The organism is Reyranella massiliensis 521, assembly GCF_000312425.1.
Lineage (GTDB): Bacteria > Pseudomonadota > Alphaproteobacteria > Reyranellales > Reyranellaceae > Reyranella > Reyranella massiliensis.
This window is the reverse complement of the sequence record NZ_HE997181.1, coordinates 2,974,331-2,986,695: the sequence shown is the minus strand read 5'-3', so window position 1 is coordinate 2,986,695 and position 12,365 is coordinate 2,974,331. Positions and strand designations below refer to the sequence as shown.

At 65.3% G+C, this 12,365-nt stretch carries 12 protein-coding genes; 5 read left to right on the top strand and 7 right to left on the bottom strand.

Annotated elements, in window-relative coordinates; all coding sequences use genetic code 11:
- Positions 1-72: 72 nt before the first annotated feature.
- Positions 73-285 carry a ParD-like family protein gene (locus tag BN60_RS14655; protein ID WP_020696840.1) on the top strand — a complete coding sequence of 71 codons (213 nt, stop codon included), beginning with the start codon at positions 73-75 and terminating at the stop codon, positions 283-285.
- Positions 282-1,043 (top strand): type I methionyl aminopeptidase, encoded by a 762-nt coding sequence (gene map, locus BN60_RS14650; RefSeq protein ID WP_020696839.1) that lies wholly within the window; start codon positions 282-284, stop codon positions 1,041-1,043. Before BN60_RS14655 ends, map begins: the two co-directional genes overlap by 4 nt.
- Positions 1,044-1,056: 13 nt before the next feature.
- Here the strand turns inward: map and BN60_RS14645 are convergent, their stop codons facing one another.
- Positions 1,057-2,349: an RsmB/NOP family class I SAM-dependent RNA methyltransferase gene (locus tag BN60_RS14645; RefSeq protein ID WP_020696838.1), complete on the bottom strand. Its 1,293-nt coding sequence runs from the start codon at positions 2,347-2,349 to the stop codon at positions 1,057-1,059.
- 179 nt (positions 2,350-2,528) lie between these two features.
- Between BN60_RS14645 and BN60_RS14640 the strand changes: the two genes are divergently transcribed.
- The gene (locus BN60_RS14640) at positions 2,529-4,244 is read left to right on the top strand and encodes an ABC transporter ATP-binding protein/permease (RefSeq protein WP_020696837.1); all 1,716 of its coding nucleotides are present in this window, start codon (positions 2,529-2,531) and stop codon (positions 4,242-4,244) included.
- Here BN60_RS14640 and BN60_RS28975 read toward each other — a convergent pair.
- Positions 4,227-5,153 carry a hypothetical protein gene (locus BN60_RS28975; protein ID WP_020696836.1) on the bottom strand — a complete coding sequence of 309 codons (927 nt, stop codon included), beginning with the start codon at positions 5,151-5,153 and terminating at the stop codon, positions 4,227-4,229. The genes BN60_RS14640 and BN60_RS28975 overlap by 18 nt on opposite strands.
- 95 nt (positions 5,154-5,248) lie before the next feature.
- On the opposite strand from BN60_RS28975, the gene BN60_RS28970 reads away from it, so the two are divergent.
- Positions 5,249-5,881: a helix-turn-helix domain-containing protein gene (locus BN60_RS28970; RefSeq protein ID WP_020696835.1), complete on the top strand. Its 633-nt coding sequence runs from the start codon at positions 5,249-5,251 to the stop codon at positions 5,879-5,881.
- A gap of 3 nt (positions 5,882-5,884) precedes the next feature.
- Positions 5,885-6,370, top strand: a complete 486-nt coding sequence (locus BN60_RS14630) for a cupin domain-containing protein (RefSeq protein ID WP_020696834.1) — start codon at positions 5,885-5,887, stop codon at positions 6,368-6,370.
- Here the strand turns inward: BN60_RS14630 and BN60_RS14625 are convergent.
- The 5 genes from BN60_RS14625 to BN60_RS14605 all read right to left on the bottom strand — a co-directional run bounded on the left by BN60_RS14625 (position 6,367) and on the right by BN60_RS14605 (position 12,353).
- Positions 6,367-6,603 (bottom strand): hypothetical protein, encoded by a 237-nt coding sequence (locus tag BN60_RS14625; RefSeq protein ID WP_020696833.1) that lies wholly within the window; start codon positions 6,601-6,603, stop codon positions 6,367-6,369. The genes BN60_RS14630 and BN60_RS14625 overlap by 4 nt on opposite strands.
- Positions 6,604-6,638: 35 nt before the next feature.
- A complete protein-coding gene (locus BN60_RS14620) occupies positions 6,639-7,694 on the bottom strand; it encodes a 2-oxoacid:ferredoxin oxidoreductase subunit beta (protein ID WP_020696832.1) in 1,056 nt (351 codons plus the stop codon).
- Positions 7,691-9,565 (bottom strand): 2-oxoacid:acceptor oxidoreductase subunit alpha, encoded by a 1,875-nt coding sequence (locus BN60_RS14615; RefSeq protein ID WP_051150133.1) that lies wholly within the window; start codon positions 9,563-9,565, stop codon positions 7,691-7,693. Before BN60_RS14615 ends, BN60_RS14620 begins: the two co-directional genes overlap by 4 nt.
- Positions 9,550-11,364 (bottom strand): FAD-dependent oxidoreductase, encoded by a 1,815-nt coding sequence (locus BN60_RS14610; protein WP_020696830.1) that lies wholly within the window; start codon positions 11,362-11,364, stop codon positions 9,550-9,552. Before BN60_RS14610 ends, BN60_RS14615 begins: the two co-directional genes overlap by 16 nt.
- A 179-nt stretch (positions 11,365-11,543) precedes the next feature.
- A complete protein-coding gene (locus BN60_RS14605; RefSeq protein WP_020696829.1) occupies positions 11,544-12,353 on the bottom strand; it encodes an AraC family transcriptional regulator in 810 nt (269 codons plus the stop codon).
- Positions 12,354-12,365: the final 12 nt, after the last annotated feature.

The window sequence follows — 12,365 nt, the reverse complement described above, 5'->3', positions numbered from 1 at the left end:
TTCCTGAGATTTTCCAATTTTGCATTGAATTCTTCATATATGAAACGTATACGATTCATATAGCGAGGAACGATGGGCATTGTGAACATAGAGGATGATCTGCACGAACAGGTGCGCCGCGCGAGCAAGGTGTCGTGCCGGTCGATCAACGCGCAGGCAGCCTACTGGATCAAGATCGGCATGCTCTGCGAAACCCATCCGACCATCCCGTTCACCGAGATCATCGAGCGTGAGTTGCGCGCGGCGGGCGTTGCCGCGCCCTCGCTGGCGGTGAACGATAGATGACCAAGCGGCCGGAGGAGGTGGCATTACTCGCCGAGTCCGGCCGCCTGCTGGCGTCGGTGTTCGTGATGCTCGATCGTACGCCGCTAATCGGCAAATCGACGCTCGAGATCGACGCGATGGTCGAGCGCTTTATCGTGCACGATCTCCAAGCGCGGCCGGCGAGCAAGGGCCAGTATGGCTACCGCTATGTGCTGAACGCGTCGGTGAACGACGTAGTCTGCCACGGCATGCCGTCGGCGACGGTGGTACTGCGTGAGGGCGACATCGTGAACTTCGACATTACGCTGGAGAAGAACGGCTATATCGCCGACTCCAGCAAGACGTATCTGGTGGGCGAAGTCGAGCCCGCGGCCAAGCGGCTGGTCCAGACGACCTACGATGCGCTATGGCGCGGTATCCGTGCGGTGCGGCCGGGTGCGCGATTGGGCGACATCGGCTTTGCCATAGAACGACACGCCAGTCGGTATGGTTATTCGGTGGTGCGCGAATATTGCGGCCACGGTATCGGCCGCGAGATGCACGAGGAACCGAACATCCTGCACTTCGGCCGCCCGGGAACCGGCCTCGCGCTCCGCGAGGGCATGGTCTTCACCATCGAACCGATGCTCAACCGCGGCCGACGCGACGTGCGCACTGAAGCCGACGGCTGGACGGTCGTGACAGAAGACGGCTCGCTGTCGGCCCAGTTCGAGCACACCGTCACCGTGACGGCGTCAGGTGTGTCAGTGCTGACGTTGCGGCCTGACGAACGCGGCTGAGAAACGCCGCGTCCTAAACCCGAACGGCTCTTCCGATGAAGAACCCATCGAGCCCGCCGCGATCAGGCCACATCGACGGCAGCGTTCGGACGTCGCCGTCCCGGGTGATCGCCGCTTCGAGCCCCGGCAGTTCTACGGGTTCGACCGGCACGCGGCGCAGGCGCTTGTCGCGGCCCAGCAGAGCCTTGAAACGAGCGGGGCCTTCGTCTTCCTGCAGCGAACAGACGGCATAGACCAGCATGCCGTCGGGCTTCAGCAGCTCCGTGGCATGCATCAGCAATCGATCCTGGGTGAGGGTGAGACGGCCCACATCCTCTTCGTCCTTCAGCCAGGCGATGTCGGGATGACGGCGCAGGGTGCCGGTGCCGGAGCAGGGAGCGTCGAGCAGCAGGGCATCGAAGGTCCGGCCGGGCGCCCACTTGCTGGCGTCGGCCGTCACCAGTTCCGCCGTCAGCCCGGCACGCGCCAGGTTCTCGCCAAGCCGCGTCATGCGGCGCGCGGAAATGTCGACGGCGGTAACGGTGGCGCCGGCAGCGCAGAGCTGCATCGTCTTGCCGCCGGGCGCAGCGCAGAGGTCCGCGACGCTCTTGCCGGCAATGTCGCCCAGCAGGCGCGCGGGCAGGGTCGCGGCGGCGTCCTGCACCCACCATGCGCCCTCGGCGAAGCCCGGCAGTTCGGTGATCGCGCCCCCGCCGAAGCGGCGCAGGGTGCCGGTCGGCATCTTCTCCGCCTCGAGCTGGCCCGCCCAGAAATCGGCATTGGAGCGCGGCGTCAGGTCAAGCGGTGCCTCGATCAGATGCGCGGCCGCAATGGCGCGGGTTTCCGCTTCGCCATAGGCGTCGGCCCAGCTCTCCCACAACCATTGCGGCGTGTTGAGATGAGCGGGGTCGCGATCGCCCATGAGGGCCGAGCCGTCGCGGCTGATCCGGCGCAACACGGCGTTGATCAGGCCCTTGAGGTGCGGCAGGCGGGCATCCTCGGCCAGGCGGACGGAGGTATCGACGGCGGCATGCGGCGGCGTGCCAAGGAAAAGGAGCTGGGCCGCGCCCAGACGCAGTATCTGCCGGCCGGCGGCGTTGGCACCTCCTAGCGGCCGCTCGATGAGGCCGGCCAGCGCTTCCTCGATTTCGCCCAGCCGGCGCAAAGTCGTGGCCAGCAGGAGGCGTACGAAGGCGCGGTCGCGCGGATCCAGGCCGGCAAAGCCCTGATGCCGCGACAGTGCGTCGTCGAGCGGTTGCCCCTTGTCGAGGCAGGCGACCAGCACATCGAGTGCGGCGCGGCGGGAGGCGAGCGAAGTAGCGTCCATTGTGCCGCGCTATAAACCCAGCCGACGCGCTTGTCATGGGCCAGTATGAAACAGTGGCCGGTTGCCGACGTCGCCCTTGCATCGCTCTGCGACGGATTGGCCGCGCGGCTATCCCTCTGATCGCGCTCTGGCTGCCCAGCGGGGTGTGAGGTTACTGTGCCGGCCGAAAGGATCTCGGCATGAAAAGCGTTGGCTCGTTCTTCGGGGATTGGTGGCGGCTCACCATCCCCTATTTCCGCTCCGAGGAGCGCTGGATCGCGCTGATCCTGCTGGCAGGAGCCATCGGGCTGACCTTGGCCAGCGTCTCGGTGAACGTGGCCTTCAGCGAATGGAACCGGCGCTTCTACGACTCCCTGCAGAACAAGAACGAGGCGGCGTTCTGGACCGAGATGATCGCGTTCGGCTGGATCGCGGCGCTCGCCATCTTCTTCGGCGTGGCGCGCGGCCTGGTCAGCCCGTATCTGCGGCTGCGCTGGCGACGGTGGCTGACGCGGCATTATCTCGGCCATTGGCTGGACGGCCGCGGCTACTACCGCATCGAGCTTGCACGCAAGGTCGACAACCCCGACCAGCGCATCGCCGAGGATCTGCGCCTGCTCGGCTTCTACACGATGACCCTGCTGCTGGGCTTCATCAGCGCAGTCGCCACGCTCGTGTCCTTTCTGATCATCCTCTGGATGCTGTCGGGGCCGCTGTCGCTGGCGCCCATCGGGATCGACATCACGATACCTGGCTACATGGTCTGGGCCGCGCTCATCTACGCCTTCTTCGGCACCTACTTTGCCAACCTGGTCGGGCGGCGCCTGATCCCGCTCAACTTCATGCAGCAGCGCTACGAGGCGAACTTTCGCTTCAGCCTGATCCGCGTGCGCGAGAACGCCGAGGGGATTGCCCTTTATCGCGGCGAGCCACGCGAAGCCGAAGTGCTCGACGCCCGTTTCACCGATGTCTTCAACAACACCTGGCGCGTGCTGGTGACGGAGCTGCAGCTCGTCTTCTATCAAATCGGCTACGGCCAGCTCGCCATCATCTTCCCGTACATCGTGACGGCACCCAAGTTCTTCGCCGGCGCGATCACGCTCGGCGTCGTGATGCAGACCGCCCAGGCCTTCGGCCAGGTTCAGTCGGCGCTGTCCTTCTTCATCGACAACTACACCAATGTGGCCGAGCTGAAGGCGGTGATGGAGCGTCTGCGTGGCCTGCAGGCCGCCATTGATGACAAGCCGACCGATGCCATCGCCGTCAAACCTACGACGGGAAGTGCGGATGTCGGCACCGCCGGCGTCGATCTAGCCTTGCCCAACGGTCAGAAGCTGCTGACCGACCTGAACCTCGTCCTGCCCAAGGGCACCTCGACGTTGATCACGGGCACCAGCGGCTCGGGCAAGAGCACGCTGTTCCGGGCGCTGGCCGGCATCTGGCCGTTCGGCAAGGGTGAGGTGCGGGTACCCGCGGGCGCCAGGGTGCTGTTCCTGCCGCAGAAGGCGTACATCCCCATCGCCACCTTGCGCGACGCGGTGAAGTATCCCGACGTCGAGTCCAAGGCGAGCGACGCGGAGATCGTCGACGCATTGAAAGCGGCCCAACTCGGCCATCTCGCCAGCCGGCTCGACGAAGAAGCGCATTGGAGCAACACGCTCTCCGGTGGCGAGCAGCAGCGGCTGGCCATCGCCCGCGCGCTGGTGTTCAAGCCCGACTGGCTGTTCCTCGACGAGGCCACCGCCTCGCTCGACGAGGCCAACGAGACGGCGGTCTACGGCGTGCTGAAGGAGCGATTGCCCGCCACCACCATCGTTTCCATCGGCCACCGCCCGTCGCTGAAGCAGTGGCACCAGCGCCAGCTCGTGCTCAATCGCAAGCCCGGCGAGACGGGAACCTTAAGCGTCGTGACCTGAGGAGCGGTTGAAGGTCAGGCCGGGCACGCGTTCCAGTGCGCGCTCGGCGTCGGCGATGGAGCGGGACTTCCAGGCATCGCGCACCCACCAGTGCCCGATATCGATGGTGGCCGAGCCGCCACCGCGTGCCGGCTCGAGCTGGGTGATGCGGACGAGGGACGTATCCGGCCCGCCCAGCACGATCGTATCGGTGCGCGTCGAGAGGTGCCAGCGCGCGCCGGTCTGATCGCTCCAGAGCGCGAAGCGCTTGTCGTCGAGCTGCCGGGCAATCGGTTGCGGCGTGTCGAGGATTTCGGGCGAATTCAGGCAGAGATCGTTGGCGCGCTTGGGGTCGTCCTGCGGGAAGACCCGCGTGTCGTACTGCACCGAGAAGAGCTGGACCTTGCCGGGGTTGAGCGCGGCTTGCGCCAGCGCGGCGTTGGCGGCAAGCCACGCCGGTTTCCACGGGGCCGCGGCGGCATCGAGGTCCCCCCAGCTTACATAGAGCTTGCCGATGCCGTCGCCGAAGGCCGACTCGCGGGGCGCACCGTAGAAAGAGACGCCGATCGGTCGGCCTCTTTTCTGCCAGCTGGCGTAGAGCACGACGTGACTCGACGAATGGATGTAGTCCGACGTCTCGTCGCGCTCGATCTCGCCCGGCATGCCGAGCTTGATCACGAGCTGGGCGAACAGGTCCTTGATCGGCACGCCGGTGTCGGCGAGTTCGTAGGCCACGGTGAGGATCGGCCGGTCGGGCCGCGGCGCCGTTACTTCAAGGCAGCGCGTGGTAAAGCCATAGGCTGCGACGCAGGGCAGGTCGCGGCTCGCGTAGCCGGTGCTCTCGAAGTCCGTCACGACCTCGTCGAAGCGCGTGCCCCAGGACACCAACGTGCCGTCGCCCAGGCGGAAGCCCTTTGTCATCTCGTCCATGGGGAGTGAGCTTACGCAGGAACGGCTGGGATAACGAGCTTTCCTAAAGAGAAAGAAAACTTGCCTTATATGAAAGACAGGCTCATCCTCCACGCATGGACAAGATTGCCCGTACCACCCAGGACATCGGCCGCCGGCTCCGCGCAGCGCGTGTGGGGGCGGGGCTGACCTTGGCTTCGGTGGCCCGTCAGGCTGGCGTATCGGAGGGCTTTCTCTCCAAGCTCGAACGCGGCCAGGCAGCGGCCTCGATTGCCAACCTGATCCAGCTTGCCGACGTGCTGGGGCTTGGCCTGCACGAACTGTTCCCGAGCGACAGTGCGCCTGCCAAGACGCGGGTCGCCGTGCATCGTGCCGACACAGGCGATCTCCAGGAGGTGGCGGCGACCGGGTATCGCTGGCGCCACCTCGGTGGCGGCGCGCCGCTCGATCGCATGGAAGTGTTTCATCTCGTGTTCCCGCGCGCGAAGGGGATGGCGACCACGGTTTCCCATCCCGGCCAGGAGCATTGCTACGTGCTGTCGGGTGAGGTGCTGTTTCATGTCGGGGATGCCCAGTACCGCCTGAAGGCCGGCGACGGCATCCTGATCGATTCCCAGCAACCGCACCGTGCCGAGAATGCCGGCCGTGGCCAGGCACAGATGCTGATGACGGTGGCGCGGCCGGCCGACGCCTCGGACGTGCCGGATTGGTGGCGTCTTTCTGCGACAACGACCAAGGAGGAAACATAAGCCATGAGCAAGCATGTTCCCGACACTACCCAGACCAACGCCGCACTGGGCACGGAACGAGAGGCCTCGCGGCGCGATCACAAGCCCTATCAGGTACGCCACCTCGACGAGATCGACTGGGAAACGATCCGCTGGCCCGGCGAGACCGGCAAGATGCTGTTCCATCCGCGGCCCGAGAGCCCGACCGAGCCCAACGCCGGTATCCTGCGACTTGAGCCGGGTGCGTATCACCCCGAGCACTATCACGGCTTCGCGCAGGTCTGGTTCGTGCTGAAGGGCGAGTTCAAGATCGACGGCCGGCTCTGCCCGCCCGGTACGATGCTCTATCATCCCGATCCGCATTTCGAGGGCGAGTTCCATACCGACACCGGCGGCGAGATCCTGATCGTGCAGTATCCCGGGCCGTCCACCGGCGAGCGGCCGATCTATGCCGGCCGCTTCAACATGGACAAGCGCAAGTCGGTCGCCGAGGAGCGGGTCGACCTCTAACTGACGGGCGGCTTGGGCGCTGGCTTCCAGAAGTGCAGGACCAGCCAGCCTCCGATTACGAATCCCGCGATGGCGCCGAGCGGCAAACCGACGGTGACGCCGCCCATCGCGGCCGAGCCTTCGAAGCCGCCCCAGACCGCCGTGAAGATGATGGCGAGCGCCATGGCGAGCAGGCCAGCGCCGACGACTGCGCCCAGAAGAGCGGCGGCAATCGCCAGAAGAACGCGGCCCATTGTTGGCCCTATCACTGCGGTGGCAGTGATGAGCGTCAGCGCAGCCCGGCGTTGATGCGGTCGAGCGCCGAGGTGCCGGGGCAGAGGTCCTTTGCCTCCAGCGTGTTCAGCGGCGCATCGACCGTGTTCAGGTTGTCGTGCAGGTCCTTCGGGCTCGGATCGACGTAGAGAAGGCCGGTCACGACCTCGCCGGCATGCATGCCTTCCTGGACACGCTTCATGGCGGCGACCTTGTCGGACGGGTCGTAGTCCTCGCCGAGCTTGCGCAGGCGCAGCAACGAACCGTCATGCTGCTGCACCGTGGTGACGGTGCCCGGTTCGTAGGCGGTGGTGATCTCCTCGCGACCCTCGATGAAGTCGACGCGGTTCAGCGCCTCGTTGTGTTCGCGCACATAGTCGTAGCTCTTGGTCGAGCCGGCGTGGTTGTTGAAGGCCACGCAGGGGCTGATGACGTCGAGGAAGGCCGCGCCCTTGTGCGCCATCGCCGCCTTGATCAGCGGCACGAGCTGGTGCTTGTCGCCGGAGAAGGAGCGGCCCACGAAGGTGGCGCCCATCAGGATGGCCAGCGACACCATGTCGATCGAGGAGTCGGAGTTGGCGACGCCCTTCTTGCTGATCGAGCCCTTGTCGGCAGTCGCCGAGAACTGGCCTTTGGTCAGGCCGTACACGCCGTTGTTCATGACGATGTAGGTCATGTTCACGCCGCGGCGCATGATGTGCGCGAACTGGCCGAGGCCGATCGAGGCGGAGTCGCCGTCGCCGGAGACACCCATATAGATCAGGTCGCGGTTGGCGAGGTTGGCGCCGGTCATCACCGACGGCATGCGGCCGTGCACGGTGTTGAAGCCGTGGCTGGCCCCCACGAAGTAGGTCGGCGCCTTGGACGAGCAACCGATGCCGGAGAGCTTGGCGACCTGGTGCGGCAGGATATCGAGCTCGTAGCAGGCCTGGATGATCGCGGCGCTGATCGAGTCATGGCCGCAGCCGGCGCAAAGCGTAGAGACGGCGCCTTCATAGTCGCGCCGCGTGTAGCCGGCCTTGTTCTTGACCAGCGAGGGATGATGAAGCCGGGGCTTGGCGATGTAGGTCATGACGCCGCCTTTTCGAACGAGACTACCTTGAATTGACTGAGCTTCTTGCCGATGTCGCCCGCGATGAAGCGCGCCGTGATCGGCGTGCCGTCGTAATGAAGGACGGGAACCAGCTTGCGCGCGTCGAGCGTGAATTCGCTCATCAGCATGGTGCGGAGCTGGCCGTCGCGGTTCTGTTCGACGACGAATACCTTCTCATGCTCGTGGATGAACTCCTCGACCGTCTGGGCGAAGGGGTAGGAGCGGACCCGCAACGCATTGACGTGGTTGCCGTCGGCCTCGAGATGGTCGAGCGCCTCGGTCATGGCCGGGCTGGTCGAGCCGAAGTAGATCACGCCGTAGCGCGTCGGCTTGGGCGAGGAATAGCGCAGCGGCTGCGGCGCGATCTTGGCGGCGGTGTGGAACTTCTTCTGCAGCCGCTCCATGTTGCGCACATAGACCGGGCCTTCCTCGCTGTAGCGCGCGAACTCGTCCTTGGTCGTGCCGCGCGTGAAGTAGGAGCCCTTGGTCGGGTGCGTGCCCGGATAGGTGCGGAAGGGGATGCCGTCGCCATCGACGTCGAGATAGCGGCCGAAGGTCTTGCCGGCGTCGAGGTCGGCGGCGGTCATGACCTTGCCGCGATCGAGCACGCGGTTCTCGTCCCAGGCGAACGGCTTGCAGAGGCGATGGTTCATGCCGATGTCGAGGTCGGTCATGACGAACACCGGCGTCTGCAGGCGGTCGGCGAGGTCGAGCGCGTCTGCGGTGAACTCGAAGCACTCGCGCGGGTCCTCGGGGAACAGCAGCACATGCTTGGTGTCGCCGTTCGAGGCGTAGGCGCAGGAGAGGAGATCGGACTGCTGCGTGCGTGTCGGCATGCCTGTGGAGGGGCCGCCGCGCTGCACGTTCACGATCACCGCCGGCACTTCGGCGAAGTAGGCGAGGCCGATGAACTCCGTCATCAGCGAGATGCCGGGACCCGAGGTGGCCGTGAAGGCACGCGAGCCATTCCAGCCCGCGCCGATCACCATGCCGATCGAGGCCAGTTCGTCCTCGGCTTGCACGATGGCGTACTTGGCCTTGCCGGTTTCCTTGTCGTGGCGGAGCTTCTTGCAATGGGCCTGGAAGGCCTCGGCCAGCGACGACGAGGGCGTGATCGGATACCAGGCGCAGACCGTGGCCCCGCCATAGACGGCGCCCAGTGCGGCGGCGCTGTTGCCTTCGACGAAGATGCGGTCGCCGACATTGTCGGCCTTGCGGACCTTGAGCTTCACCAGGTCGAGATCGACATGCTGCTTCACCCAGTCCCGGCCAAGGTTCATCGCCTTGACGTTGGAGTCGATCAGCTTCTCCTTGCCCTTGAACTGTTCGCCGAACAGCCGCTGGATCTCCTTCTCGTCGATGTCGAGCAGCACGGAGAGCGCGCCGACATAGATGATGTTCTTGAAGAGCTGGCGCTGGCGGGCGTCGGTGTAGGTGGCATTGGTGATCGCCGTCAGCGGCACGCCAATCACGTTGATGTCCTCGCGGAACATCGACGAGGGCATGGGCTTGGTCGAATCGTAGAAGAGATAGCCGCCCGGCTCGATCTCCTTGACGTCCTCGGCCCAGGTCTGCGGATTCATCGCAACCATCATGTCGACGCCGCCGCGCCGGCCGAGGTAGCCCTTCTCGGTGACGCGCACTTCGTACCAGGTCGGCAGGCCCTGGATGTTCGACGGGAAGATGTTGCGCGGGCTGACGGGCACGCCCATGCGCAGGATCGAACGGGCAAACAGTTCGTTGGCGCTGGCCGATCCCGAGCCGTTGACGTTTGCGAACTTGACGACGAAGTCGTTGACGGCAGCAATTGCCTGCGGTTTCACAGCGATTGGCCCTACATCTTGCGGCATGATTGCCCCGCGTGAGTCATTTCCATGTAGTACTTGCGCATATCCCACGCGCCGGTCGGGCAGCGCTCCGCGCACAACCCGCAGTGCAGGCAGACATCCTCGTCCTTGACCATCGCGCGGCCGGTCTTGAGGTCGTTGCCGATATAGAGGTCCTGCGTCGGATTGATCGCCGGCGCGTTGAGCCGGGTCCGCAGATCCTTTTCCTCACCGTTCTCGGTGAAGGTGATGCAATCCATCGGGCAGATGTCGACGCAGGCGTCGCATTCGATGCAGAGGCTGCCGGTGAAGACGGTCTGCACGTCGCAGTTCAGGCAGCGCTGCGCTTCCTTGAAGGCGAGCTGCGGATCGAAGCCGAGTTCGACCTCAGCCATGATGTCCTTGAGCGCTTCCTGCTTGGGACGGTGCGGGACCTTGAAGCGGTGGTCGATGGTCGGCGCGTTGTCGTAGCTCCACTCGTGGATGCCCATCTTCTGGCTGACCACGTTGACGCCGGGCGCCGGCCGTTCCTCGACATTCTCGCCCTGCAGGAACTTGTGGATCGAGATCGCCGCATCGTGGCCATGGGCCGCGGCCCAGATGATGTTCTTCGGGCCGAAGGCCGCATCGCCGCCGAAGAAGACGTTCTTCTTGGTGCTTTGCAGCGTCGTCTCGCCGAGCTGGGGCAGGCCCCACTTGTCGAACTCGATGCCGGCATCCTTCTCGATCCAGGGGAAGGCGTTCTCCTGGCCGATCGCCACAAGCACGTCGTCGCATTCGTAGAATTCGTCGGGCTCGCCCGACGGGACCAGCGAGCGGCGGCCCTTGGCGTCGTATTCCGCCTTCACCTTCTCGAACAGGACACCCTTGATCTTGCCACCCTCGTGCCGGACTTCCTTGGGCACCAGCATGTTCAGGATGGGGATGTCCTCGCCCATCGCATCTTCCTTCTCCCACGGCGAGGCCTTCATTTCCTCGAAGCCGGAGCGGACGATCACCTTGACGTCCTCGCCGCCGAGGCGGCGTGCGGTGCGGCAACAGTCCATCGCGGTGTTGCCACCGCCCAGGACGATCACGCGCTTGCCGATCTTGTCGATGTGGCCGAACGAGACCGACGATAGCCAGTCGAGGCCGATATGGATGTTGGCGGCGGCGTCCTTGCGGCCCGGTACGTCGAGGTCGCGGCCGCGCGGGGCGCCGGAGCCGACGAACACGGCATCATAGCCATCGCCCAGGATCTTCTTCATCGAGTCGACGCGCTGGTGGCGGAACTCGATGTTGCCGATGTCGGTGATGTAGCCGACTTCCTCGTCGATCACCGATTCCGGCAAGCGGAAGTGCGGGATCTGGGTGCGGATGAAGCCGCCGAGCTTGGGATCCTGATCGTAGATCACGATCTCGTAGCCCAGGACGGCGAGGTCGCGCGCGACGGTAAGGGAAGCGGGGCCGCCGCCGATGCAGGCGACGCGCTTGCCGTTCTTGGCCGGCGCCTTGGGCATGCTGGCCTTGATGCCGTCGTCGTCCTTGTAGTCGGCGGCGACACGCTTCAGGCGGCAGATTGCGACCGGCTCTTTCTTGCCCTTCACAAGGTTTTCGTCTTCGACGCGGCTGCGTCGGCACGCGGGCTCGCAGGGGCGGTCGCACGTGCGGCCGAGGATCCCCGGGAAGACATTGGACTTCCAGTTGATCATGTACGCGTCGGAGTACCGTCCGTGCGCGATCAACCTGATGTACTCGGGGACGGGCGTATGTGCGGGGCAGGCCCACTGGCAGTCGACTACTTTATGGAAGTAGTCGGGATTGGCGATATCGGTCGGCTTCAACAGGAACTCCAAGCGGCGGCGGAGCAACAGAACTCAGATAAATGACAGTTCAGATTACCCTAAATGGGGGCGGCATTGGGGGATTATTACCACTCAGCGTCAAGAACTGTGTGAGCTAACCACTTGCAACGTCGCATTAAATCCCCTCACGGGCCGGAGGGGTTTGTGGCGAGTTTCCCCTAGCGGGACGGCCTGTAGGCGCTGGGCGAAACGCCTGAGGCCCGGCGGAACATCGCGCTGAAGGCGCTGACGCTGTCGTAGCCGAGATCGAGCGCCACATCGGTCACCGTTTGGCCACCGCCCAGGCGTCCCATCGCCTCCAGGACCCGTGCCTGCTGGCGCCAGGCGCCGAAGGTGAGGCCGGTCTCGGCGACGAACAGGCGAGCCAGGGTCCGCGGGCTGGCGTTGGCCGACTGCGCCCACTCTTCGAGGGTACGCGGATCGCCCGGCTGCTCCAGCAAGGTCGTGCACAGACGCCGCAACCGCCTGTCGCGCGGCATGGGCAGGTGCAACGGCAGCGACTGCTCGTGATGCAGCTCGTCGAGGATCAACGCCACGACATGACCGGCCGCGCCTCGCTCGTCGTAGTGCATCGGGAGTTCCGTCGCGCGCACGATCAGCTCGCGCAGCAGCGGCGAGACCTTCAGCACGCGGCAGACCTCGGGCATGCCGGCGGCGGCATCGTGCCGGAGATAGAGCGTTCGCATGGTGACATTGCCCGACATGACGATGGAATGGCGGACACCGGCCGGCATCCAGAGCGCGCGCTGCGGCGGCACCACCCAGACGGCAGCATCGGTCGAGACGCGCATCGTGCCGACGGTCGCATAGATCAGCTGCGCGCGGGCATGGCGATGTGGCGCGATCTCGTGGCCCGCGGCGAAGTCCTTGGGCATGGCCGCGACCGCCCGCGGCACCCGCTGATAGTCCTCGGGATTCGTCGAGCGGGCGACTGCGAAGCGCAGGGCGGCTTGGCGATTTTGCGACATAAGTTGGCACTC

Excerpts from the sequence above, each read along its gene's own strand:
- BN60_RS14645 (WP_020696838.1), bottom strand. The coding sequence starts at position 2,349 with ATGGACGCTACTTCGCTCGCCTCCCGCCGCGCCGCACTCGATGTGCTG.
- BN60_RS14605 (WP_020696829.1), bottom strand. The coding sequence starts at position 12,353 with ATGTCGCAAAATCGCCAAGCCGCCCTGCGCTTCGCAGTCGCCCGCTCG.
- BN60_RS28975 (WP_020696836.1), bottom strand. The coding sequence starts at position 5,153 with ATGGACGAGATGACAAAGGGCTTCCGCCTGGGCGACGGCACGTTGGTG.
- BN60_RS14615 (WP_051150133.1), bottom strand. The coding sequence starts at position 9,565 with ATGCCGCAAGATGTAGGGCCAATCGCTGTGAAACCGCAGGCAATTGCT.
- BN60_RS14630 (WP_020696834.1), top strand. The coding sequence starts at position 5,885 with ATGAGCAAGCATGTTCCCGACACTACCCAGACCAACGCCGCACTGGGC.
- BN60_RS14625 (WP_020696833.1), bottom strand. The coding sequence starts at position 6,603 with ATGGGCCGCGTTCTTCTGGCGATTGCCGCCGCTCTTCTGGGCGCAGTC.
- BN60_RS14620 (WP_020696832.1), bottom strand. The coding sequence starts at position 7,694 with ATGACCTACATCGCCAAGCCCCGGCTTCATCATCCCTCGCTGGTCAAG.
- BN60_RS14640 (WP_020696837.1), top strand. The coding sequence starts at position 2,529 with ATGAAAAGCGTTGGCTCGTTCTTCGGGGATTGGTGGCGGCTCACCATC.
- map (WP_020696839.1), top strand. The coding sequence starts at position 282 with ATGACCAAGCGGCCGGAGGAGGTGGCATTACTCGCCGAGTCCGGCCGC.
- BN60_RS14655 (WP_020696840.1), top strand. The coding sequence starts at position 73 with ATGGGCATTGTGAACATAGAGGATGATCTGCACGAACAGGTGCGCCGC.
- BN60_RS28970 (WP_020696835.1), top strand. The coding sequence starts at position 5,249 with ATGGACAAGATTGCCCGTACCACCCAGGACATCGGCCGCCGGCTCCGC.